Genomic DNA, 24,500 nt, shown 5'->3' on the forward strand with positions numbered 1-24,500 from the left:
CTTTCCTTTAAAATGATTCATCGTCATTCCTCCTGCTATCTTTTTCTATTATTCTACCTTATTTGATAGTAGATTTAAAACTTTGCAACAGAACCTAAAAAAGGACAGTCGGGTTCGGGGAGTTCTGCAAGGACACAAGCAGATCACTCCCGACCAGACGGAAAGGAAAAATCAACACTTGGAAAACGTATCGGTCAAACCATCGGTACAGTAGCTGATACCAAAGACAGAATGGTAGACACTGCTAGTGGTTTGAAAGAACAGGTTAAAGATTTGCCGACCAATGCAAGATATGCAGTATATCAAGGAAAATCCAAAGTAAAAGAGAATGTCCGTGATTTAACCAGTAGTATTTCTCAAACCAAAGCGGACAGAGCCAGTGGACGCAAGGAACAGCAGGAACAAAGGCGAAAAACCATTGCGAAGCGTCGCTCTGAAATGGAACAGGTCAAACAGAAAAAACAGCCTGCTTCTTCTGTTCATGAAAGACCGACTACAAGACAAGAACAATATCATGATGAACAGACCTCAAAACAGTCTAATATTCAGACTTCATATAAGGAATCTCAACAAGCCAAACAAGAGCGTCCAGCAGTTAAGTCCGATTTTTCAAGTCCAAAAGTGGAACGCCAAGGCAATACCGTTCAAGAAAAAACCGTTCAAAAGCCAGCAACTTCAACCACTACAGCAGATAGAACTTCACAACGTCCAATCACAAAAGAACGTCCGTCTACTGTTCAAAGAGTACCACTACAAAATACAAGAAGTAGACCACCAATCAAAACCGCCACCATTAAGAAAGTCGGTAAGAAACCATGAAGTTGAAAACTTTAGTGATTGGTGGTTCTGGATTATTCTTGATGGTCTTCTCACTGCTTCTGTTTGTTGCCATTTTATTTTCAGATGAACAGGACAGCGGAATTTCCAATATTCATTATGGAGGTGTGAATGTTTCCGCAGAAGTGCTGGCTCATAAGCCTATGGTAGAAAAATATGCCAAAGAATATGGCGTTGAAGAATATGTCAACATACTTCTTGCGATTATACAGGTGGAATCGGGCGGTACTGCGGAAGATGTTATGCAGTCCTCGGAATCCCTCGGTCTTCCACCTAATTCATTGAGTACAGAAGAATCCATTAAGCAAGGTGTGAAGTATTTCAGTGAATTATTAGCCAGTAGCGAAAGGCTCAGTGTAGATTTAGAATCGGTTATCCAGTCCTACAATTATGGTGGTGGTTTCTTAGGGTATGTGGCTAATCGTGGAAATAAATATACCTTTGAACTGGCTCAAAGTTTCTCAAAAGAGTATTCAGGTGGCGAAAAAGTGTCTTACCCCAATCCCATAGCCATACCTATCAATGGGGGCTGGCGATACAACTATGGCAATATGTTTTATGTGCAACTGGTAACGCAGTATCTTGTCACAACAGAGTTTGATGATGATACGGTACAAGCCATCATGGACGAAGCACTGAAATATGAGGGCTGGCGATACGTTTACGGTGGAGCTTCCCCGACTACTTCTTTTGATTGTAGCGGACTGACACAATGGACGTATGGAAAAGCTGGAATTAACTTACCACGAACCGCACAACAGCAATATGATGTGACCCAGCATATCCCACTATCGGAAGCACAAGCTGGCGATTTGGTTTTCTTTCATTCTACCTATAACGCTGGCTCTTATATTACTCATGTTGGGATATACCTTGGCAATAACCGTATGTTTCATGCAGGCGACCCAATCGGTTATGCCGACTTAACAAGCCCCTACTGGCAACAGCATTTAGTGGGAGCAGGACGAATCAAACAATGAGAAAGGAAGATTTAATGATGAAATTTAGAAAAAATCAGAATAAAGAAAAACAGATACCAAAGGAAAAGAAACCTCGTGTCTATAAGGTCAATCCTCATAAAAAGGTTGTGATTGCCTTGTGGGTACTTTTAGGGCTTAGTTTCAGCTTTGCGATATTCAAGCACTTTACAGCTATAGATACTCATACTATTCACGAAACAACTATCATAGAAAAGGAATACGTTGATACTCATCATGTAGAAAATTTTGTAGAGAACTTTGCGAAAGTCTACTATTCATGGGAGCAATCCGATAAGTCCATTGATAATCGAATGGAAAGTCTAAAAGGCTATCTGACAGATGAACTTCAAGCTCTCAATGTTGATACAGTACGCAAAGATATTCCTGTATCGTCTTCTGTAAGAGGATTTCAGATATGGACGGTAGAGCCAACTGGCGACAATGAGTTTAATGTAACCTACAGTGTAGACCAGCTCATTACAGAGGGAGAAAATACAAAGACCGTCCACTCTGCTTATATAGTGAGTGTCTATGTAGATGGTTCTGGAAATATGGTACTGGTTAAGAATCCGACCATTACCAACATACCTAAGAAATCAAGTTATAAACCAAAAGCCATTGAAAGTGAGGGGACGGTTGATTCCATTACAACCAATGAAATCAATGAGTTTTTAACGACGTTCTTCAAGCTCTATCCTACAGCGACAGCCAGTGAACTTTCCTACTATGTGAATGACGGGATATTAAAACCAATCGGAAAAGAGTACATCTTTCAAGAACTGGTAAATCCTATTCACAATCGTAAGGATAATCAAGTCACGGTATCGCTGACAGTGGAGTATATCGACCAGCAGACCAAAGCAACGCAGGTATCTCAATTTGATTTGGTACTTGAAAAGAACGGGAGTAATTGGAAGATTATAGAATAACAAATATTGGTACATTATTACAGCTATTTTGTAATCACGTACTCTCTTTGATAAAAAATTGGAGATTCCTTGACAAATATGCTCTTACGTGCTATTATTTAAGTATCTATTTAAAAGGAGTTAATAAATATGCAGCAAGGTATTCTTAAATAAACTGTCAATTTGATAGTGAGAACAAATAATTGGATGTCCTTTTTTAGGAGGGCTTAGTTTTTTGTACCCAGTTTAAGAATACCTTTATCATGTGATTCTAAAGTATCCGGAGAATATCTGTATGCTTTGTATGCCTATGGTTATGCATAAAAATCCCAGTGATAAAAGTATTTATCACTGGGATTTTTATGCCCTTTTGGGTTTTTGAATGGAGGAAAATCACATGAAAATTATTAATATTGGAGTTTTAGCTCATGTTGATGCAGGAAAAACTACCTTAACAGAAAGCTTATTATATAACAGTGGAGCGATTACAGAATTAGGAAGCGTGGACAAAGGTACAACGAGGACGGATAATACGCTTTTAGAACGTCAGAGAGGAATTACAATTCAGACAGGAATAACCTCTTTTCAGTGGGAAAATACGAAGGTGAACATCATAGACACGCCAGGACATATGGATTTCTTAGCAGAAGTATATCGTTCATTATCAGTTTTAGATGGGGCAATTCTACTGATTTCTGCAAAAGATGGCGTACAAGCACAAACTCGTATATTATTTCATGCACTTAGGAAAATGGGGATTCCCACAATCTTTTTTATCAATAAGATTGACCAAAATGGAATTGATTTATCAACGGTTTATCAGGATATTAAAGAGAAACTTTCTGCCGAAATTGTAATCAAACAGAAGGTAGAACTGTATCCTAATATGTGTGTGACGAACTTTACCGAATCTGAACAATGGGATACGGTAATAGAGGGAAACGATGACCTTTTAGAGAAATATATGTCCGGTAAATCATTAGAAGCATTGGAACTCGAACAAGAGGAAAGCATAAGATTTCATAATTGTTCCCTGTTCCCTGTTTATCACGGAAGTGCAAAAAACAATATAGGGATTGATAACCTTATAGAAGTGATTACGAATAAATTTTATTCATCAACACATCGAGGTCAGTCTGAACTTTGCGGAAAAGTTTTCAAAATTGAGTATTCGGAAAAAAGACAGCGTCTTGCATATATACGTCTTTATAGTGGCGTACTGCATTTGCGAGATTCGGTTAGAATATCGGAAAAGGAAAAAATAAAAATTACAGAAATGTATACTTCAATAAATGGTGAATTATGTAAAATCGATAAGGCTTATTCCGGGGAAATTGTTATTTTGCAGAATGAGTTTTTGAAGTTAAATAGTGTTCTTGGAGATACAAAGCTATTGCCACAGAGAGAGAATTGAAAATCCCCTCCCTCTGCTGCAAACGACTGTTGAACCGAGCAAACCTCAACAAAGGGAAATGTTACTTGATGCACTTTTAGAAATCTCCGACAGTGACCCGCTTCTGCGATATTATGTGGATTCTGCGACACATGAAATCATACTTTCTTTCTTAGGGAAAGTACAAATGGAAGTGACTTGTGCTCTGCTGCAAGAAAAGTATCATGTGGAGATAGAAATAAAAGAGCCTACAGTCATTTATATGGAAAGACCGTTAAAAAAAGCAGAGTATACCATTCACATCGAAGTTCCACCGAATCCTTTCTGGGCTTCCATTGGTCTATCTGTAGCACAGCTTCCATTAGGGAGCGGAGTACAGTATGAGAGCTCGGTTTCTCTTGGATACTTAAATCAATCGTTTCAAAATGCAGTTATGGAGGGGATACGCTATGGCTGTGAACAAGGATTGTATGGTTGGAATGTGACGGACTGTAAAATCTGTTTTAAGTATGGCTTATACTATAGCCCTGTTAGTACCCCAGCAGATTTTCGGATGCTTGCTCCTATTGTATTGGAACAAGTCTTAAAAAAAGCTGGAACAGAATTGTTAGAGCCATATCTTAGTTTTAAAATTTATGCGCCACAGGAATATCTTTCACGAGCATACAACGATGCTCCTAAATATTGTGCGAACATCGTAGACACTCAATTGAAAAATAATGAGGTCATTCTTAGTGGAGAAATCCCTGCTCGGTGTATTCAAGAATATCGTAGTGATTTAACTTTCTTTACAAATGGACGTAGTGTTTGTTTAACAGAGTTAAAAGGGTACCATGTTACTACCGGTGAACCTGTTTGCCAGCCCCGTCGTTCAAATAGTCGGATAGATAAAGTACGATATATGTTCAATAAAATAACTTAGTGTATTTTATGTTGTTATATAAATATGGTTTCTTGTTAAATAAGATGAAATATTTTTTAATAAAGATTTGAATTAAAGTGTAAAGGAGGAGATAGTTATTATAAACTACAAGTGGATATTGTGTCCTGTATGTGGAAATAAAACACGATTAAAGATAAGGGAAGATACTGAATTAAAAAAATTCCCCCTCTATTGTCCGAAATGCAGACAAGAAAATTTAATTGAAATAAAGCAGTTCAAAGTAACTGTGATTACAGAGCCAGACGCAAAGACGCAGAGCCGATAAAATGAGATTAATACAATCTCATTTTATCGGCTCTTTCCGTTATGTATGGATTCTTTTAATTAGTCTTCGATGTTTCTTGCTTCGTTGATACCGCTGGCTAAAGATTCCATTAAGGATAGTTCTTTGTCTGTAAAGCTATCCATGTATTTCTCTATCTGTAATCGTCGGGTGCTTTTTACCAAGTTATTAGCAGGTAAGAAAAATTCATCAACGGAAACATGAAGTAACGATACAAGGTCATAAAGAACTTGTATGCTGGGGTGTTGCCCTTTATTTTCAATATTAGTTAAGTACCGTGGGTCAATTTCAATCAATGCTCCCACTTGTTCACGAGTTAAACCTCGTTTCAATCGAGCTTCTTTAATGGCTAAACCAAAGGCTCTAAAATCATATTTATCTTCTTTTTTACGCATAGTAGACCACCTCTATACATTTTATTGTCCCTACTGAATTAAAAACAGGTATAGAAAAACGTGTTATATGGTTTATAGGTTTATATTTAATAAAAAGCACTACTAAACGCCAATAAAAAAAACCGTTATATGGTAGTGCTATTTACGCTGTTAAAATATTGTATATTACTTCCAAATGGCGGTTTGTTGGAGGTCAACGTCGCCATGAAGTACATCATATACAATAAATTTCCTTACATTGGGTTCTTGTCAAAAAAAGTCGTCTATCTGCAATAGATAAGTACGTCCACCAATGTGGTTTTATAAATCATATAGATAGAATAACAGAAGCATGTAAACAGAGAAATAAATCTGTTTATATGCTTTTTTGGCTATTCAGAACTTTTTTACAAAGTTTATTTATCAGTAATGCAACAAATCCCCCTTTCACATTGGGACTAAGAGTGAAAGGAGATAAACGAGCAAGGCTCACTTCCTTTCCTAGACAGAAAGGGGGTGAGAAACATGAAACCATCTTCTTTTCAGACCACAATAGAAAATCAGTTTGACTATATCTGTAAACGTGCTATGGAAGACGAGCGAAAGAATTATATGCTTTATCTTTCAAGGATTGCAAAGCGTGAGGTGTCCTTTTCGGATGTTGGCGATTATCTTGTTAGCCAGTTTGCGACAACAGATAACTATTCAACTGACTTTCAGATTTTTACACTCAATGGGTTATCAGTAGGCGTTGAAAATGATTTGTTGAGTGAAGCATTACGTGAGTTGCCAGACAAGAAACGTGAAATTCTACTGCTGTTTTACTTTATGGACATGAGCGATTCAGAAATTGCAGACCTGTTGAAATTGAACCGTTCTACTGTCTATCGGCATAGAACCAGTGGACTAGCCTTAATTAAAAAGTTTATGGAGGAATTTGAAGAATGAAAACACAATATCCTATGATTCCCTTTCCTCTCATTGTAAAGGCAACAGATGGCGATACCGAAGCGATTAACCAGATTCTACATCATTACAGAGGGTACATAACGAAGCGTTCCCTACGACTTATGAAAGATGAATATGGCAATCAAAGTATGGTCGTTGATGAAGTCTTACGTGGAAGAATGGAAACCAGACTGATTACAAAGATTTTGTCATTTGAAATTAAGTAATATCCTCTCTCCTTTCGTGGAAGCGTGCTAAACCATTCCACGCTTCCCGAACAGGGAGGTTTGTTATTCCACCAAAGCATATTGAGCTTTCAATGTGTTTTGATAGGCTAACGAGCCATTGTTCTTTGAAAACTGAATAAAAGTAATCGAATACGTTTCGATAAGAAAAGAGCCAACGGAACTAACCGCCATGACCTATCTTATAAAGATAGCGAGCGATTCATGTTAGTGATCCGAGAAGCAATCTTTAGCAGGATTGCCTGCAACGACATTCTTATCGTGATAATGATACTCCCATACAGTCAATAGTCCGAGCGTGATAAAACCGTCGCAGGCAATGAGTATGGCTACATGAGAACCATGCAGGGGTGGAACTCCCGTGAGCTTTGCTAAAGCTGTTCGATTGCTGGTAAAACAACTTTTATGAAATCCAAATAAGTGATTTGGAAAGGAGGATTTTATGAAGCAGACTGACATTCCTATTTGGGAACGTTATACCCTAACCATTGAAGAAGCGTCAAAATATTTTCGTATTGGCGAAAACAAGCTACGACGCTTGGCAGAGGAAAATAAAAATGCAAATTGGCTGATTATGAATGGCAATCGTATTCAGATTAAACGAAAACAATTTGAAAAAATTATAGATACATTGGACGCAATCTAGCGTCGCCAAAGGGTCTTGTATATGATAAAATAGTATTAAGTCGTATCAAGGCTCTTTCCATAAAGGAAAGGAGCAAATGCCATGTCAGAAAAAAGACGTGACAATAAAGGTCGAATCTTAAAGACTGGAGAGAGCCAACGAAAAGACGGAAGATACTTATACAAATATATAGATTCATTTGGAGAACCGCAATTTGTTTACTCGTGGAAACTTGTGGCTACAGACCGAGTACCAGCAGGAAAGCGTGATTGTATCTCACTTAGAGAGAAAATCGCAGAGTTACAGAAAGACATTCATGATGGTATTGATGTTGTAGGAAAGAAAATGACACTCTGCCAGCTTTACGCAAAACAGAACGCTCAAAGACCAAAGGTTAGAAAAAACACTGAAACTGGACGCAAATATCTTATGGATATTTTGAAGAAAGACAAGTTAGGTGTAAGAAGTATTGACAGTATTAAGCCATCAGACGCTAAAGAATGGGCTATTAGAATGAGTGAAAATGGTTATGCTTATCAAACCATCAATAACTACAAACGTTCTTTAAAGGCTTCATTCTATATTGCTATACAAGATGATTGTGTTCGGAAGAATCCATTTGACTTTCAACTGAAAGCAGTTCTTGATGATGATACTGTCCCTAAGACCGTACTAACAGAAGAACAGGAAGAAAAACTGTTAGCCTTTGCAAAAGCTGATAAAACCTACAGCAAAAATTATGATGAAATTCTGATACTCTTAAAAACAGGTCTTCGTATTTCAGAGTTTGGTGGTTTGACACTTCCAGATTTAGATTTTGAGAATCGTCTTGTCAATATAGACCATCAGCTATTGAGAGATACTGAAATTGGGTACTACATTGAAACACCAAAGACCAAAAGTGGCGAACGTCAAGTTCCTATGGTTGAAGAAGCCTATCAAGCATTTAAGCGAGTGTTAGCGAATCGAAAGAATGATAAGCGTGTTGAGATTGATGGATATAGTGATTTCCTCTTTCTTAATAGAAAGAACTATCCAAAAGTGGCAAGTGATTACAACGGCATGATGAAAGGTCTTGTTAAGAAATACAATAAGTATAACGAGGATAAATTGCCACACATCACTCCACATAGTTTGCGACATACATTCTGTACCAACTATGCAAATGCAGGAATGAATCCAAAGGCATTACAGTACATTATGGGACATGCTAATATAGCCATGACGCTGAACTATTACGCACATGCAACATTCGATTCTGCAATGGCAGAAATGAAACGCTTGAATAAAGAGAAGCAACAGGAGCGTCTTGTTGCTTAGTAGTACAAATGAATTTACTACTTATTTACCACTTCTGACAGCTAAGACATGAGGAAATATGCAAAGAAACGTGAAGTATCTTCCTACAGTAAAAATACTCGAAAGCACATAGAATAAGGCTTTACGAGCATTTAAGAAAATATAAAAAGATAATTAGAAATTTATACTTTGTTTATTTTAAAAATATTAGTTAATATATTACTTATAAATTTTATATAACGAGAATACTCTACACTAATATATATTAGTATATTAATGTGCTTTATGCAATCATTTATCTAAACTTCTTAAAATTATGCTACCACCTTATATAATAATGTTATCAATAAAAAAAAAAGAGAGTAACTCAAAATCGTGATTTCATAGAAATCGATTTTATCGAGTCACCTCCGCGCAGATTATTAGATATCTAAAAAGCTTTTATAAAGCGAATTTAGATATCAATAAACCACTGCGTCTATGAGTTCATATATGAACTTTGTTAAATTTTAGGACTTTTGGGGGATCATCACTTTTTATATTATCTTTCCTTTGTCAAAATACCATCTTTCATTCGATAAACATGATCGCATTTTTCAATCATTCTATTATCATGTGTTACCATAATAATTGATTTATTTTTTTCTTTACACTCTTTTGAAAGTAAATCTACAACTTCAAACGCTCTATCTGAATCAAGGCTTGCTGTAGGTTCATCAGCTAAGATGATTGCCGGATTATTGTAAAGAGCTCTAGCAATAGCTAATCGTTGTCGTTCTCCTCCTGATAAGTCTTTTGGTAATTTATTTTCTAAATGATCTATTCCTAATTCTTTAAATAGAGATTTCTGATCTTGAAGTGTTTGTCTTTTTTGCTTATTTATTCTATCAACTAATTCTAACTGTTGTTTTGCTGTTAAAAATGGAACCAAATTAGATGCCTGCAGAACAAATCCAATATCGTTAAATCGTAACTTTGCTCTTTCTTTCTCAGACAAATTAGTATAATCTTTTCCGTTAATAATTATTTGACCTTTAGATGGAGTTTGTAAACCTCCAGCTAAAGTTAAGAAAGTTGATTTACCTGAACCTGATGGACCGATAATCGCTATAAATTGACCCTCTTCTATTTTAAAATTGGTTTCTTTCAGAGCTTCTATTTCTTTGTTTCCATCCTGATATGATCTAGTTACATTTATAAATTCTAATACATTCATATGATACCTATCCTATTGCTTTTAATGGATCAATTTTTCTAATAGCTAAAACAGAGAATAATGTTCCAACTAAAGAAAAAATAATCAAACTAACGAATATAACACTGTAATAAAGTCCATTTCCTAAAAATGGTACTGCTGATGGCAGGACAAGTGATGTTCCCCATGTTCCAACCAAACCTAGTATACTTCCAACTAATGAAAGTAAGAATGTTTGCGATAAAACAGAAATTCCAATAATTCCATTCGAGATTCCTTGCGCTTTCATTATACCAAAAACAGGTGTTTTCTGAATAGTAAGTACATACATGAAAATACCTATAATAATAGCAGAAATCACTATTAAGAATCCTATCATTAGTCCAAACGTTAAAATCTGAGCACTATAACCAGGTAATTCATTAATAAAATCAGCTATACTAACTTTTTGGAAAATAGAGCTGTCGTAATCCTTTAATTCTCCTTTTACTACGAAAGCATTAATTATAGGATTATCAATTGATTTCTTATTACCATATTTCAACACTTGAAAATCATTAATATTCATATATATGACTGGAGCTACATTAAATCTAGATTTTTCTGTATAACCTACTATTTTTAATTCAGTATCAGAATTTGCTGTTTTAATTGTATCTCCAATAGCAAAACCTTCTTTTTCAGATAAACTCTTTTCAATCACTACTTCATTTTCTGCTTCAAAACTTCTTCCCTCTATTATCGGTGGAATCAAGAAACTCCCATCATTAACTCCAAAAATACTAATTTTCTGTTTAACATCATCATTTGAATTTTTTTCAGTCATGGCTATTGTAACTATTTGACTAAATGGCTCAACATTATCCGCAGATAACGATGATTTATTCGATAATTTAAGATTTGATAAAGCTAAAGTTCTATTAGCCTCTGAAGAAAGTAATACTGTATCTGCCTTCCAATGATCAATAGAAGATCTATTCTGATCAATCAATCCAAAAGCCAATCCAGATAAGAAAAACATCAAATAAGAAACTAGTGTAAGTAATCCTACAATAAGACTATACCTGAGCTTAGCATCCTTTATTTCATTAATAGCTAAAAACATTTTTTCTCCTTAAAATATAAAATTTTTATTCATAAATAATAAATTGCATTATACTAAGCATATAAAATATAACTTGTAAAGTCAAATTATTAAATTATAGTGGATATCTATTATCTCTATTTGAGTGGAATAATATTCTCTACAAATTACTAAAAGAGACCTTTAGACTTTCTAAAGACCTCTTTTATTAACAATAAATTTATTAAATTATTTTTTATTAATCCAACTATGTACTATTGTAGCAATTTCAATAGGATGCTTCATATACATCTCATGGCCACAATTTTCCACTAACTCAACATCAAAATATTTCGGAAGTTTATCTAGTGATATCTTTCTCCATTCAGGTTCTTCCTCATATGCTGGAGCTATAAATAATACATCTTTTGATTCTAAATTTCTTTGATATGATCTAATAGCTCGACGTAATTTAAGTAAATAAGAAACTTTTTCAAAATCTAAATCTAATTCAAATTTGTCAGAAGTATTATTATAACGATAAGAATTTCTTAATGCTTCTTCTAGATTTTCTGACCAATAATACGACTTAGATTTTTCATTAGCTATAACTTCTTCCAAATTTGAAAAAGTATGCTGACTAAAATAATCTTTTGTCGCTTCTATCTCATTTTCAAGAGGCATAATTACATCTAAATTTAAATAACCTCCATCAAGTAAAATAAGTTTAGTTACTTTCGGACAACGTGATGCTAAAAATCTAGCTAAATCACCACCTAGTGAATGACCAATCAGATAAACATCTTCACAATCTCTTACTTCATCATTAAACCAATTTTGAAGTTCTTTTTTATCTTGTATTATTTCTTTATAAGGATTTAAAAAAAAAGTTTCTACTTCAAGCTCTTGAAAGAAATCCTTTGCGAAATAATAATTACTGCCTAAACCACCTATAAAATATATTTTAATTTTTTGATTCATTAATTCTTCCTTCTCCTAAAATAAATTAATTTATTTAAAAATACTATAAACGATTATATACTAAAACTTATTAATTAAAATTTTTTAAAATAATAATTAGTAATATACTAATTATAAATAAGAGAAACTGAACTCCGAAAATAACTAACACAAACTTATAAAAAGATATATACTTACGAACTTGGATAGTAGTATTAAAAATAGACTCTCGAAATCTCTCATCACTTTCAAATGAAATAATATACTCCCCTTCATCAGCTTGAAAACAATAAAATTCTACTCTTCTCCAAATAACCCCTAGACCTTTAGATCTATAAAATACTTCTTCTAGACATTTTTTTTCACAAGTATTTTTATTAACAACAGTTATCCTTAAATCTCTAATGTTAGTAAAAGAATACCTCTTATCTTTTATCCAAATAGAGTATTTTCCACTTTTTTTGATAATAAATTCCTCTTTTTTAATCCCGGTAGATAATTCACAAATTGCTTTATTTCTAAAAAATTTTACAATAATTAAACTACAAATAAATAATAAGACTATTAATATCAACGCTAATAAATAAATTATAGTATTCACAATCTTCTCCTTTTCCTAAATAACTTATAATGATAAATTATATACTTGTAATATTATTATAAGCTATTTACTTTATGAGAACAATAGGAAATTAATAACCTATGATATATGATAGCAATTTTAGAAATAATATATCAAAAAATAATATTATTCTTATATTTATACGTGATTCTGAAAGCTACATTTATAATAATTAATTTAAAAAATCGAAGCTAATTTCTTAACTTCGACTTTTTACTATTACTCAATATCCCTAGAGTAATTAGGTTTTATTTTAATAATATATAAATTATTTAAATTTATTATATTATTTCCCCTATACTACCTTTAAACATATTATACACCTCTTACAGATTTTCTGCAAGGAATTATTAAAAATAGTACGTATTTTCTAATAAAAATACAAAAAAAAATGATTTTACAGTGAAAATACAATATTAATACATATAATATTTTGAAACTAACAAATAACTCTAATTAAATATGAACATTATGTAAATCTATATTTAATATATAAAAAAAGCAAGGTGAAATTCACCTTGCTTTATGTGTTTCAATTCAATTATTATTTAACGATTGAAGTTACAACACCTGAACCTACAGTACGTCCACCTTCACGAATTGAGAAACGAGTTCCTTCTTCGATCGCGATTGGAGAAATAAGTTCTACGTTGATTGATACGTTATCCCCAGGCATTACCATTTCAGTACCTTCTGGTAAAGTAACTACACCAGTTACGTCAGTAGTACGGAAGTAGAATTGAGGACGGTAGTTTGTGAAGAATGGAGTGTGACGTCCACCTTCTTCTTTAGATAATACGTACACGTCAGCTACGAATTGAGTGTGTGGAGTGATTGTTTTAGGAGCTGCTAAAACTTGTCCACGTTCGATATCTTCACGAGCAACACCACGTAATAATGCACCGATGTTATCTCCTGCTTCAGCGTAATCTAATAATTTACGGAACATTTCAACACCTGTTACAGTAGTTGAAGCTGGTTCGTCAGTTAATCCAACGATTTCTACTACGTCTCCAACTTTAACTTGTCCACGTTCAACACGTCCAGTAGCAACTGTACCACGACCTGTGATTGAGAATACGTCCTCAACTGGCATCATGAATGGTTTAGCGTTATCACGTTCTGGAGTTGGGATATAAGCATCTACAGTTTCCATTAATTCGATAATAGCTTTTTCTGCATCAGCGTCACCTTCAAGAGCTTTAAGAGCAGAACCTTTGATTACTGGTAGTTCATCTCCGTCGTATCCGTATTCAGATAATAGTTCACGAACTTCCATTTCAACTAATTCTAATAACTCTTCGTCATCAACCATATCACATTTGTTTAAGAATACAACAATTTTTGGTACTCCAACGTTACGAGATAATAGGATGTGCTCACGAGTTTGAGCCATTGGTCCATCTGTAGCAGCGATTACTAAAATAGCTCCGTCCATTTGAGCAGCACCAGTGATCATGTTTTTAACATAGTCAGCGTGTCCTGGGCAGTCTACGTGTGCGTAGTGACGGTTTGGAGTTTCGTACTCGATGTGAGAAGTGTTGATTGTGATACCACGTTCTCTTTCTTCTGGTGCGTTATCGATTGAAGCGTAGTCTTTAGCTTCTCCACCATAAGTTTTTGCTAATACAGTAGCGATAGCTGCTGTTAAAGTAGTTTTACCGTGGTCAACGTGACCAATTGTTCCAATGTTAGCATGTGTTTTACTACGGTCAAATTTTTCTTTTGCCATTTTAAAAATGTCTCCTTCAAGTTAATAAAATTTTATTTTTTAATAATTAGTCACATAGCATTCTATGATAACTATATTTTATAATGTTACAACGAAAATTGCAACTATAAAGAATAATTTTTATTATCCTTTATTTTTTTTGATAATTTCTTCAGAAATTGATTTAGGTACTTCTTCGTAGTGGTCGAATACCATTGAGTAAGTACCACGTCCTTGAGTTGAAGAACGTAGAGAAGTTGCATATCCGAACATTTCAGATAATGGTACTGAAGCACTTACTACTTGTGCGTTACCACGAGCTTCCATACCTTCAACACGTCCACGACGTGAAGTGATATCTCCCATGATATCTCCTAAGTATTCTTCAGGCATTACAACTTCAACTTTCATGATTGGTTCTAAGATTACTGGGTTACATTTTTTAGCAGCTTCTTTAAGAGCTAATGATGCAGCAACTTTGAACGCCATTTCAGATGAATCGACATCGTGGTAAGATCCATCGAATAATTTAGCTTTAACGTCGATTAATTCGTATCCAGCTAATACCCCGTTTGCCATAGAGTCTTTTAATCCTGCTTCTACTGCTGGGATGTATTCACGTGGAACTACCCCACCAACGATAGCATTTTCAAATTCAAATCCTGCACCTGGCTCATTTGGAGTGAACTCAATCCATACGTCCCCGTATTGTCCACGTCCACCAGATTGACGAGTGAATTTACCTTGTACTTGTGCAGCTTGTTTGAATGTTTCACGGTAAGATACCATTGGAGCACCTACTGTACATTCAACTTTAAATTCACGACGCATACGGTCAACGATGATGTCTAAGTGAAGCTCACCCATACCTGCGATGATAACTTGTCCAGTTTCTTCGTCAGTTCCAGCACGGAATGTTGGGTCTTCTTCTTGTAATTTTTGTAAAGCTGTTGACATTTTATCTTGGTCAGCTTTTGATTTTGGTTCAACTGAAAGTTGGATAACTGGTTCTGGGAATTCCATTGATTCAAGAATAACTTCGTTTTTCTCGTCACAAAGTGTGTCCCCAGTTGTAGTATCTTTAAGACCAACAGCTGCAGCGATATCACCAGCGTAAACTTCAGCGATTTCGTTACGAGTGTTAGCGTGCATTTGTAGGATACGTCCTACACGTTCACGTTTACCTTTAGTTGAGTTTTTAACGTATGAACCAGATGACAAGATACCTGAGTACACACGGAAGAAAGTAAGTTTCCCTACGAATGGGTCAGTCATAACTTTGAAAGCTAATGCTGAGAATGGCTCTTCATCAGAAGAGTGTCTTTCTACTTCTTCATCAGTGTTTGGATCGATACCTTTAATAGCTGGTACGTCTAATGGAGATGGTAGGTATTCTACTACTGCATCTAGCATTGGTTGTACACCTTTATATTTGAAGGCTGATCCACATACTACAGGGAAGAATTCTACTGATAAAGTAGCTTTACGTATTGCAGCTTTAAGCTCATCAATTGTAATTTCTTCTCCACCTAAGTATTTTTCCATGAAGTCTTCATCGAATTCTGCAACAGCTTCGATAAGTTTTTCACGGTATTCTTCAGCTTGATCTTGGTATTCAGCTGGGATTTCTTTTTCAACAAGATTTTCCCCAACGCTACCTTCGTTGTAGATAGCTTTCATCTCAACAAGGTCGATTACACCTTCGAATAAATCTTCAGCTCCGATTGGAAGTTGAATTGGGTGTGCGTTAGCTTGTAATCTGTCGTGGATTGTTCCTACAGAGTATAGGAAGTCAGCTCCTGTTTTATCCATTTTGTTTACGAATACGATACGAGGAACTCCATAAGTTGTAGCTTGACGCCAAACTGTTTCTGTTTGTGGTTCAACACCTGATTGTGCATCTAATACTGCTACTGATCCATCAAGTACACGAAGTGAACGTTCAACCTCAACTGTGAAGTCTACGTGTCCCGGTGTATCGATAATGTTGATACGGTGGTTTTTCCATTGAGCAGTTGTTGCAGCAGATGTAATAGTGATACCACGTTCTTGTTCTTGTTCCATCCAGTCCATTTGTGAGTTACCATCGTGAGTATCTCCGATTTTGTGGATTTTCCCAGTGTAGAACAGAATACGCTCTGTAGCAGTTGTTTTACCTGCGTCAATGTGAGCCATGATACCGATATTACGAGTATCTTTTAAAGAAAATGCTCTAGTCATGAGTCAATTTTCTCCTTTCATAAAATTTTAAATGTTTTGAGTAATTTGTCTTTTATAGTGAAAAACTCAAGCTATAAAATAGCTTGATATTCACCCTATAATTACCAACGATAGTGAGCAAATGCTTTGTTTGCTTCAGCCATTTTGTGAGTATCTTCACGTTTCTTAACAGCTGAACCAGTGTTATTTGCTGCGTCTAAAATTTCATTAGCTAAACGTTGTTCCATAGTTTTTTCTCCTCTTAAACGAGAATAGTTAACTAACCAACGTAGACCTAATGTAGTTCTTCTTTCAGCACGTACTTCTACTGGTACTTGGTAGTTAGAACCACCAACACGACGAGCACGAACTTCAAGAACTGGCATAATGTTGTTTAATGCTTCTTCGAAAACTTCCATAGCATCACGTCCTGATTTTTCTTTAATTAAATCAAACGCAGAATATAAAATTCTTTGAGCTGTACCGCGTTTCCCATCTAGCATTAATTTGTTAATCAATTTTGTAACTAATTTTGAGTTATAAATTGGATCTGGCAAAACGTCACGTTTTGCAACTGGACCTTTACGTGGCATAGTGTCTGCCTCCTTTCACGAATTCTTTATCAAATTTTTATCTTATATTATTTTTTCTCTTTTGGTTTTTTAGCACCGTATAGTGAACGTCCTTGTTTACGGTCGTTAACTCCTGCAGTATCTAAAGCTCCACGGATGATGTGGTAACGTACCCCTGGTAAGTCTTTTACACGTCCTCCACGAATAAGTACAACACTGTGTTCTTGTAGGTTGTGTCCGATACCTGGGATATATGCTGTTACTTCGATTTGGTTTGATAAACGAACACGTGCATATTTACGTAAAGCTGAGTTAGGTTTTTTAGGTGTCATAGTCCCAACACGAGTACAAACTCCACGTTTTTGTGGTGAAGAAATGTTAGTTTCTTTCTTTCTTTGAGAGTTGTAACCTTTGTTAAGTGCTGGTGAATCTGATTTTGATACTTTTGATTTACGAGGTTTACGAACTAATTGGTTAATAGTTGGCATTTTCCTGATTTCCTCCTTCCCTGTTTATTTGTGAATCACCTATCCAGGTGTATCACATTTTTAGATTTTTTATAAGCCTTAGTGGCTTTACACAGAGTGCCGTAACACTCACGTACTAAATAATACCACTTTTATTTTTTCTTGTCAACACTTTTTTAAAAAATTTTTATATCTTTTTTCACTTGCTATTATCATATTCTATTTTTACACTTAACCAGGTGTATCATTTAAAAAATATAAATAAACACTTCCAGGTGTATCACAGCAGTATTTTTAATAAACTATTCCAGGCGTTTCATTTCCAACTTAAAAATTTATTATTTGTATAGAAATAACCAAATTATACTCTTGTTGATTAAAACGATTACATGTATAATATAACTATATAAAGATATATGGAGGGATGTTTATGATAGAAATTAAAAATCTTACCGTAAAATTTGATACAAAGTGTGCTGTTGATGATTTAAGTTTTACAATCAATGATGGGGAGATATTCGGGCTTATCGGGCATAATGGAGCTGGTAAGTCAACTACAATCAAATCTCTAGTTAGTATATTAGAGCCTACTTCGGGTGATATATATTTTAATAATCTACTTTTAAAAAATAATAGATTAGCGTGTAAAAAGCAAATTGGCTATGTACCTGATTCACCTGATATGTTTCTTACATTATCAGCCTTTGAATATTGGTCATTAGTCGCTAGCATATACGAAATAGATAATAAAACAAGAGATGAAACTCTTAACAGGTACTGCAAATTATTTAATATGATAGGCGTTGAGCATCAGGAAATTAGTTCTTTTTCTCATGGTATGAGGCAAAAAGTATTTGTTATTGGTGCCCTATTATCAGAACCTAAATTCTGGATTATGGATGAACCAATGACTGGATTAGATCCACAAGCTGCATTTGACTTAAAAAACTTAATGAAAGAACATGCCTCAAAAGGGAACAGTGTTCTATTCTCTACTCATGTCTTGGAGGTCGCTGAACATCTATGCGACAGAATAGGTATCCTCAGCAAAGGAAAACTAGTTTTTATCGGTACACTTAATGAGCTTAAAGAACAATTTGAAGGAGATAATCTTGAAGAAATTTATCTTAATATAGTAAAAAATTCAAATTCAAATATTTTAGGTGGTGATTAAACATGAGATTCAATGTAATGAAGGAATTATTCTTAACGAATCTTCTTTATAGTTTTCCTCCACAAAGAAATAAATATAGAAAAAAATTCAGTGGAAAAAGTGATATAAGACATAATCTTTTTAGAAATGTTTTAATGATGAATTTGGTCAATTTCTTAAATATTTTATTTGTATTTTCAATATTTTCTCGTGGTTTTAACTTTTCTGGATCGGGTTATAGGAGTATACTTTTCTTTATTTTATTAATGGTATTTATCCAAATTTTAAATAATTTTACCAATATGTTTTATGAAAGTGATGATACATTAGCAATTATTCATTTACCAATTACAGGGGCTGAGATATTCTTTAGTAAATTGTTCACTCTACTTACACTAGTTATAAGTAATTTTATTCCATTAATAGTTATAAACTTGATTATTGGATTAAATGCAGAGTTTTCAATTCAAAAACTTTTCTTCGTATTAGTATATAGTTTTGCATTTATTATTACTTTAATATGTTCTATAATGACGATACTTTCATTTATTACTTATATCCCAAACTTCAAGAAGAATAAAGGAAAAGTTAATGCAGCTACAATCTTGATTGCGTTGATAGTTTTCACGGGGGGGATATTTGAGTTTGCTCATACTTTTAAAAATATTGGTTCTGAATATAAAGGAGATTTATTTTTAAATATACTCGTGTTAGATATTTCAAAGACTTATACTTATTTAATAATAACTATAATTCTAGCAGTTATCTCTTTCTTTACTACTTATGTATTCGTAGTAAAAAAATATATGAAAGACTTATATAGAATATCAGGTAGTACATATACATCTAGTTCTAAAACTATAAAAATTAAAGAAAATACTAATAGTACATCAACTACACTATTTTCTAAACTAATTAAGAGAAATGTAAAACTATTGTTAAACAGTACAATTTCGTCAACTGTATTTACTAATCTTCTTATCACACTTGGTATATTTATAATTCCGATTATAGAAATTAGAAAGCACGGGGGTATTACACTACCACCTATATTCTATCCAGTAGCTATGACTATAGGATTTACATTAGCATTGTACATTAATTCTAATCCTATGAATTTTACAAGTATAGCAATATCACTAGAAAAACAAGACTATTATTTTTTAAAATCTCTTCCTTTTGATTTCAAAAAATACCTAAAAATCAAATTAGCAATCGCCACTTGTTTACAACTTGGTTTTGGATTACTTGCTCTGATTATGATGTTAATTATAACTAAAACACCAATCTTATTAGCAATTGTAACAATAATATCTTATATTATTTCAAGTATTGTTTTTTCATTCTATAGTTATACAAGCGACTATAAAAAATTATATCTAAACTGGAACACTATCACAGATTTAGCTAATCGTAGTTCGATAAATCAAGTCCTATTAACTATTTTAGCTTTCGGAGCTATTTTATTATTAGTACTACTTAATGTCGTGACATTTTTCTTAGTTGCTATGCTGCCATCATCAGCAAATATAGTAGGAATAATATATTCTCTAATACTAATTATATTGTTGATTCTTGCAACGAGAAAATTAAGAAAAAATGTATTCGATAAAATATATTCATAAAAAAATATAGCGAGAGGGACTCAACAAAATCGATTTTTGAGTCTATCTCGCTTTTATCTTATTCTATTCCCCTATAATAATCACTGTCTATTTCTCTATAAGGAGCTATATCCTGAACGTATTCTAATACTCCTTGAAATTCACCATTTTCATCATAAACACCTGCATAAGTAACATGAACAAACTTTCCTCTTGATTCTGATTTAAACCACATTTCGTACTTATCTTTTTTTCTATCTCGTAAGTTTTTCATTATAGTTTTAACTTTTTCTAGGTACTTAGGTGGATGACATAGTTCTACATTTCTACCTACTTGTCCTGGCGTACGCTTAAAAATCATCTCTTCTTCTGAACAATGGTTATTATAATATTGGAAAATTTCCTCTTTGTTAACAAAGGTAATTTCCATTGGCAGATGATTTAATATCAAATCAATTTGATTTAATGATAGATAACCATTTCCAATTTTCTGAGGTGTATCTCTATTGAAAGTTTCTTTTTTAACTTCTTTCGGTTTATAGGTAATAGTAAACTCTCCTTCAGGAGTTTGTATTACTTTCGTTAATTCCCCTTCTGTAGCTTCTATTACTTCACTATCAACGCTAGTAATTTGCATTTCAAAATCTTCTCTATGAGGAATCCACTCTTCTTGAGGTCGAATTATTGCATAACCGTAAGCATCACTGTCCTTTGCTATACTCAACCAATCGTCTTGAGTAAATGTTTCTAATAATATCATCAGAAGAATCGACTCTTCCTTAAAGATCATTTCCTCAAATTCTTTAACAAAAACTTCAAATTTTTCTTTAACGACAACTATCTCTACATTAGGTAGTTTTTCCGCTTCTTCTTTAGCAAGTTTAAATAAATCTCTTATTTCATCGTCAACACCCCACATAACCTTAGGTGGTGCATCATGACCATATTTTTCCATTATAGGAAACATAAGTTCTTCTTTGCGTTTATAATGAATATCAAATTGCCCTAACAATTGCAACTGACGAAGCAATCCTTTTAAAACTGCTACTTTTATATCACCATCATCGAGCTTAGCATAATTGTCTAAAATTCGTCGAACTCTTATTATCGCGGCTCTTAAAGCTAAATTTTCTTGTTTAAACACTTGAACTGGATGTCCTGGATGCTCACTATCTTCAACTTCTACAGTTTTTATCGCACCTTTAAACAAATTAGCATGTACATTACATAACTTCATAACATCTTCAAAAGTTACGCCAGAATCTGAATTCATAAGCTCATGCTCCATTAAAGATATCTCAATAGCAGATACTCCAGAAAAATGCTCATTAAACTCCGCCTGTACCGACTCTGCAGATTCTCCATTATGAAGTCGTAATAATATATCGCGTAAAACTTCAATTCTCTTTGTAGCCATTATTCTAGTCCTACTACTTCATATCCGTTAGCTTCTAATGTAGCAATAATTGTTTCAAGTTTAATTCCTGCCAATTTCGAACCCATTCTAAGTGAAGTCTTTCTACCTACAGTATTTCTCATAATCGGATTAGCTAAAGGCTTAAACCCTAAATCTACTAAAATATCCAATACTTCTGGGTGTTTATCAACAACTTGTGCAACTGGTATACTCACATCAATAATATTATCCATTTCTCATTACCTCACTACCTTATATTATTAATATAATTATATCATAAGCCACTGATAATCGCTATCAAATTAAAATGATAATATAAAAAGATGTAACTTAAATATTTTCTCTAAGTTACATCTTTAATATTACTTTATATACTTTATTTCCTTGGAACTAATCTCAATCCGATAAAGAACTTTTATTATAAATTATTTCTCCATTCAAGAAGTTTTTCTACATCTTCTTGTTTGATATAATCACTTGCTACAGCTTCTTCGATTAAGTAGTTATAGTTAGTTAATGTGTGATACTCTACTTTATCTGCTGCAAAGGCATCTTGTGCTTTCTTAAGTTCATAACTAAATATTGCCACAACACCTAGAACTACTGCACCAGCTTCTTCTAACGCTTTAGCTACTTTTAATGAAGATAATCCAGTTGAGATTAAGTCTTCAATAATAACAACTTTTTGCCCTTCTAGTAATCTACCTTCGATTTGATTTGTTTTCCCGTGTTTTTTAGCTGAATCTCTCACGTAAATCATAGGTAAATCTAATACTTCACTTACCCATGCAGCGTGAGGAATACCTGCTGTTGCAGTACCCGCAACTACTTCTACTTCTGGGAATTTAGCTTTAATTACTTCACTCATACCAGCTGCTATTTCACGACGAATCGCTGGATAAGACATTGTAATTCTGTTGTCACAGTAAATTGGTGATTTAATTCCAGATGTCCAAGTGAAATAATCATTTGGTCTTAATGCTACTGCTTCAATATCTAATAAGTGTTTTGCTATTTTTCTTTCTAATGCCATGTTTTTCTCCTTTATCTTAGCTGTATGTCTAATATTATTTTACGAATTGTTTTTTAATTAAGTTATAAACTTCAAGTGGATTTTCTGATTTAGTTATAGAACGACCAACTACAATATGTGTACTTCCTTCTTCGTTAGCAACAGTTGGAGTTGCTACACGTTTTTGATCTCCTACTTCATCTGTTTCTAATCTTATTCCTGGAGTTACTTTTAAGAAGTCATCTCCACAGTTTTCTCTAATTAATCTTGCTTCCCAAACTGATGAAACCACTCCATCAAGTCCTGCTTTTTTAGCTAGTTTAGCATAATTAATTACACTCTCTTCTAGAGATACAGATATTAACTGCTCTTCTTTCATCGCTTCTTCTGATGTCGAAGTTAATTGTGTTATAGCTATTACATTAGTATCTACACTACCACCTTCTACCATTCCTCGTTTTGCTGCTTTTAGCATCTCATAGCCTCCTGCAGCATGTACAGTAAGAATATCAACTTTGAATTTCGCTAATCCTTTTGTCGCACCATAAACTGTATTAGGAATATCATGTAGTTTAAGATCTAAGAATATCTTGTGTCCTAATTCTTTAATTTTTTCAATAACAACAGGTCCATTTTGTAGGTATAATTCCATCCCTACTTTTACAAATAATTTTTCTTCACCAAATTTTTCTAAAAAATTTAAAGTGTATTCCAAAGTAGGAAAATCTAACGCTATTATTACATCTTTATTCATAATATTTCTCCTTTTTATTTATATGCACGACCACGTAGTTCTAGTATATGTTCTACTCCTAGTTCATCAAGTGCCGCTTCTAATTTATCAATAATTTTTGGACAGGCATATGGATCTGCAAAATTCGCTGTACCGACTGCTACCGCACTTGCTCCAGCAGAGATAAAGTCAATTACATCCCACTCATCCATAATTCCTCCCATACCTATAATAGGAATGTTTACAGCTTGGCTCACCTGGTAAACCATTCTTATAGCTACAGGTTTCACCGCAGGTCCAGAAAGTCCTCCAGTTACATTCGCTATAATTGGTTTTCCAGTCTTTTTATCTAGCCTTACACCTACTAAAGTATTTATCATTGTAATACCATCAGCTCCACCTTCTTCTACAGCTTTTGCCATGGCTACAATATCGGTAACATTAGGTGAAAGTTTCACATAAACAGGTACACTAGATACTTCTTTAACTTTTCTAGTTAAGTTTTTGGCTGTTTCTGGATCCGTTCCAAATTGAATCCCACCATGTTTTACATTAGGACAAGATATATTTAACTCTAATGCATGAACATTAGGTGCTTTACTTATATGCTCTGCTACATAGACATAATCATCTATTTCACTTCCCGCAACATTAGCAATAATAGGAACATCATATTTTTCTAATTCTTTTAATTTAGTTTCTAATATCTCATGAACCCCAGGATTTTGTAGACCTATTGCATTCAACATTCCACTAGAAGTTTCAGCCACACGTGGTGTAGGATTTCCAAAACGTGGTTCTTTAGTCGCTGCCTTAATCATGATTGCGCCAAGTTTACTTAGATCATAAAAGTTAGCATATTCTAAACCAAATGCAAAGCATCCTGATGCTGGCATTACAGGATTTTTTAAATCTAACCCTGGTAATTTTACTCGTAATCTTTCGCTCATAAATTCC

25 protein-coding genes and 2 pseudogenes are annotated in these 24,500 nt (G+C 33.8%); 12 read left to right on the forward strand and 15 right to left on the reverse strand.

The features are described 5' to 3' along the window. Nucleotides 1–96: 96 nt before the first annotated feature. The 6 genes and pseudogenes from PNO30_RS00205 to PNO30_RS00230 form a co-directional block, all read left to right on the forward strand. Nucleotides 97–819, forward strand: a pseudogene (locus tag PNO30_RS00205) (YtxH domain-containing protein); the annotation flags it as partial. After that, on the forward strand, nucleotides 816–1,817 hold the full coding sequence (locus PNO30_RS00210; protein WP_000769868.1) for a lysozyme family protein: 1,002 nt from the start codon (nucleotides 816–818) through the stop codon (nucleotides 1,815–1,817). The pseudogene PNO30_RS00205 and the gene PNO30_RS00210, both read left to right, overlap by 4 nt. Beyond that, on the forward strand, nucleotides 1,814–2,746 hold the full coding sequence (locus PNO30_RS00215) for a conjugal transfer protein (RefSeq protein ID WP_001224318.1): 933 nt from the start codon (nucleotides 1,814–1,816) through the stop codon (nucleotides 2,744–2,746). Before PNO30_RS00210 ends, PNO30_RS00215 begins: the two co-directional genes overlap by 4 nt. 244 nt (nucleotides 2,747–2,990) lie before the next feature. Continuing rightward, complete coding sequence (locus tag PNO30_RS00220) at nucleotides 2,991–3,107, forward strand: tetracycline resistance determinant leader peptide (protein WP_001814923.1); 117 nt, start codon at nucleotides 2,991–2,993, stop codon at nucleotides 3,105–3,107. Between the two features lie 15 nt (nucleotides 3,108–3,122). Next, a pseudogene (gene tet(M) / locus PNO30_RS00225) lies at nucleotides 3,123–5,040 on the forward strand (tetracycline resistance ribosomal protection protein Tet(M)). Nucleotides 5,041–5,158: 118 nt separating this feature from the next. Next, nucleotides 5,159–5,326, forward strand: coding sequence for a cysteine-rich KTR domain-containing protein (locus PNO30_RS00230; RefSeq protein WP_000336323.1), 168 nt, complete (start codon nucleotides 5,159–5,161; stop codon nucleotides 5,324–5,326). A gap of 59 nt (nucleotides 5,327–5,385) precedes the next feature. Here the strand turns inward: PNO30_RS00230 and PNO30_RS00235 are convergent, their stop codons facing one another. Then, on the reverse strand, nucleotides 5,386–5,739 hold the full coding sequence (locus PNO30_RS00235) for a helix-turn-helix transcriptional regulator (RefSeq protein ID WP_001227347.1): 354 nt from the start codon (nucleotides 5,737–5,739) through the stop codon (nucleotides 5,386–5,388). A gap of 504 nt (nucleotides 5,740–6,243) precedes the next feature. Here PNO30_RS00235 and PNO30_RS00240 point away from each other — a divergent pair. Both PNO30_RS00240 and PNO30_RS00245 read left to right on the forward strand, forming a co-directional pair. Beyond that, a complete protein-coding gene (locus PNO30_RS00240) occupies nucleotides 6,244–6,666 on the forward strand; it encodes a sigma-70 family RNA polymerase sigma factor (RefSeq protein WP_000804885.1) in 423 nt (140 codons plus the stop codon). Continuing rightward, nucleotides 6,663–6,893 carry a helix-turn-helix domain-containing protein gene (locus PNO30_RS00245; protein ID WP_000857133.1) on the forward strand — a complete coding sequence of 77 codons (231 nt, stop codon included), beginning with the start codon at nucleotides 6,663–6,665 and terminating at the stop codon, nucleotides 6,891–6,893. Before PNO30_RS00240 ends, PNO30_RS00245 begins: the two co-directional genes overlap by 4 nt. Before the next feature lie 225 nt (nucleotides 6,894–7,118). Here the strand turns inward: PNO30_RS00245 and PNO30_RS00250 are convergent, their stop codons facing one another. Then, the gene (locus PNO30_RS00250) at nucleotides 7,119–7,370 is read right to left on the reverse strand and encodes a hypothetical protein (RefSeq protein WP_001845478.1); all 252 of its coding nucleotides are present in this window, start codon (nucleotides 7,368–7,370) and stop codon (nucleotides 7,119–7,121) included. Between PNO30_RS00250 and PNO30_RS00255 the strand changes: the two genes are divergently transcribed. Together PNO30_RS00255 and PNO30_RS00260 are read left to right on the forward strand one after the other, a co-directional pair. Continuing rightward, nucleotides 7,354–7,557, forward strand: a complete 204-nt coding sequence (locus tag PNO30_RS00255) for an excisionase (protein ID WP_000814511.1) — start codon at nucleotides 7,354–7,356, stop codon at nucleotides 7,555–7,557. The two genes, PNO30_RS00250 and PNO30_RS00255, sit on opposite strands and share 17 nt — an antisense overlap. Nucleotides 7,558–7,638: 81 nt before the next feature. Next, nucleotides 7,639–8,856 carry a tyrosine-type recombinase/integrase gene (locus PNO30_RS00260; RefSeq protein ID WP_001291561.1) on the forward strand — a complete coding sequence of 406 codons (1,218 nt, stop codon included), beginning with the start codon at nucleotides 7,639–7,641 and terminating at the stop codon, nucleotides 8,854–8,856. Nucleotides 8,857–9,376: 520 nt separating this feature from the next. Here the strand turns inward: PNO30_RS00260 and PNO30_RS00265 are convergent. From PNO30_RS00265 to rpsL, 8 genes are all read right to left on the reverse strand, one after another. Beyond that, nucleotides 9,377–10,051, reverse strand: a complete 675-nt coding sequence (locus PNO30_RS00265) for an ABC transporter ATP-binding protein (RefSeq protein WP_271986689.1) — start codon at nucleotides 10,049–10,051, stop codon at nucleotides 9,377–9,379. A 7-nt stretch (nucleotides 10,052–10,058) separates the two neighbouring features. Then, nucleotides 10,059–11,135, reverse strand: coding sequence for an ABC transporter permease (locus PNO30_RS00270; RefSeq protein ID WP_271986690.1), 1,077 nt, complete (start codon nucleotides 11,133–11,135; stop codon nucleotides 10,059–10,061). 207 nt (nucleotides 11,136–11,342) lie between these two features. Continuing rightward, a complete protein-coding gene (locus PNO30_RS00275) occupies nucleotides 11,343–12,074 on the reverse strand; it encodes an alpha/beta hydrolase (RefSeq protein ID WP_271986691.1) in 732 nt (243 codons plus the stop codon). Nucleotides 12,075–12,144: 70 nt separating this feature from the next. Beyond that, the gene (locus PNO30_RS00280) at nucleotides 12,145–12,654 is read right to left on the reverse strand and encodes a hypothetical protein (RefSeq protein WP_271986692.1); all 510 of its coding nucleotides are present in this window, start codon (nucleotides 12,652–12,654) and stop codon (nucleotides 12,145–12,147) included. Nucleotides 12,655–13,219: 565 nt separating this feature from the next. After that, nucleotides 13,220–14,407 carry an elongation factor Tu gene (gene tuf / locus PNO30_RS00285; RefSeq protein ID WP_271964854.1) on the reverse strand — a complete coding sequence of 396 codons (1,188 nt, stop codon included), beginning with the start codon at nucleotides 14,405–14,407 and terminating at the stop codon, nucleotides 13,220–13,222. A 123-nt stretch (nucleotides 14,408–14,530) separates the two neighbouring features. Continuing rightward, entirely contained in the window at nucleotides 14,531–16,606 is a 2,076-nt protein-coding gene (gene fusA / locus PNO30_RS00290; RefSeq protein ID WP_271964855.1) for an elongation factor G, read from the reverse strand. A 101-nt stretch (nucleotides 16,607–16,707) separates the two neighbouring features. Beyond that, entirely contained in the window at nucleotides 16,708–17,178 is a 471-nt protein-coding gene (gene rpsG / locus PNO30_RS00295; protein ID WP_003144697.1) for a 30S ribosomal protein S7, read from the reverse strand. Between the two features lie 47 nt (nucleotides 17,179–17,225). Further along, nucleotides 17,226–17,645, reverse strand: coding sequence for a 30S ribosomal protein S12 (gene rpsL, locus PNO30_RS00300; RefSeq protein WP_003146927.1), 420 nt, complete (start codon nucleotides 17,643–17,645; stop codon nucleotides 17,226–17,228). 409 nt (nucleotides 17,646–18,054) lie between these two features. Between rpsL and PNO30_RS00305 the strand changes: the two genes are divergently transcribed. Both PNO30_RS00305 and PNO30_RS00310 read left to right on the forward strand, forming a co-directional pair. Continuing rightward, nucleotides 18,055–18,798, forward strand: a complete 744-nt coding sequence (locus PNO30_RS00305) for an ABC transporter ATP-binding protein (protein WP_271986693.1) — start codon at nucleotides 18,055–18,057, stop codon at nucleotides 18,796–18,798. A 2-nt stretch (nucleotides 18,799–18,800) separates the two neighbouring features. After that, nucleotides 18,801–20,402: a hypothetical protein gene (locus PNO30_RS00310; RefSeq protein ID WP_271986694.1), complete on the forward strand. Its 1,602-nt coding sequence runs from the start codon at nucleotides 18,801–18,803 to the stop codon at nucleotides 20,400–20,402. 58 nt (nucleotides 20,403–20,460) lie between these two features. Here the strand turns inward: PNO30_RS00310 and PNO30_RS00315 are convergent, their stop codons facing one another. The 5 genes from PNO30_RS00315 to PNO30_RS00335 all read right to left on the reverse strand — a co-directional run bounded on the left by PNO30_RS00315 (nucleotide 20,461) and on the right by PNO30_RS00335 (nucleotide 24,493). Further along, the gene (locus PNO30_RS00315; protein WP_271986695.1) at nucleotides 20,461–21,798 is read right to left on the reverse strand and encodes a DUF438 domain-containing protein; all 1,338 of its coding nucleotides are present in this window, start codon (nucleotides 21,796–21,798) and stop codon (nucleotides 20,461–20,463) included. After that, nucleotides 21,798–22,031, reverse strand: coding sequence for a DUF1858 domain-containing protein (locus PNO30_RS00320; RefSeq protein WP_271986696.1), 234 nt, complete (start codon nucleotides 22,029–22,031; stop codon nucleotides 21,798–21,800). The genes PNO30_RS00315 and PNO30_RS00320 overlap by 1 nt, the downstream gene beginning before the upstream one ends. Before the next feature lie 185 nt (nucleotides 22,032–22,216). Next, on the reverse strand, nucleotides 22,217–22,831 hold the full coding sequence (gene pyrE, locus PNO30_RS00325) for an orotate phosphoribosyltransferase (RefSeq protein WP_271986697.1): 615 nt from the start codon (nucleotides 22,829–22,831) through the stop codon (nucleotides 22,217–22,219). A 34-nt stretch (nucleotides 22,832–22,865) separates the two neighbouring features. Beyond that, nucleotides 22,866–23,564, reverse strand: a complete 699-nt coding sequence (gene pyrF / locus PNO30_RS00330; protein ID WP_271986698.1) for an orotidine-5'-phosphate decarboxylase — start codon at nucleotides 23,562–23,564, stop codon at nucleotides 22,866–22,868. Nucleotides 23,565–23,578: 14 nt separating this feature from the next. Further along, nucleotides 23,579–24,493 carry a dihydroorotate dehydrogenase gene (locus tag PNO30_RS00335; protein WP_102170187.1) on the reverse strand — a complete coding sequence of 305 codons (915 nt, stop codon included), beginning with the start codon at nucleotides 24,491–24,493 and terminating at the stop codon, nucleotides 23,579–23,581. Between the last annotated feature and the right edge of the window lie 7 nt (nucleotides 24,494–24,500).

Source organism: Gemella haemolysans, from assembly GCF_028308085.1.
GTDB classification, from domain to species: Bacteria; Bacillota; Bacilli; order Staphylococcales; family Gemellaceae; genus Gemella; species Gemella haemolysans_D.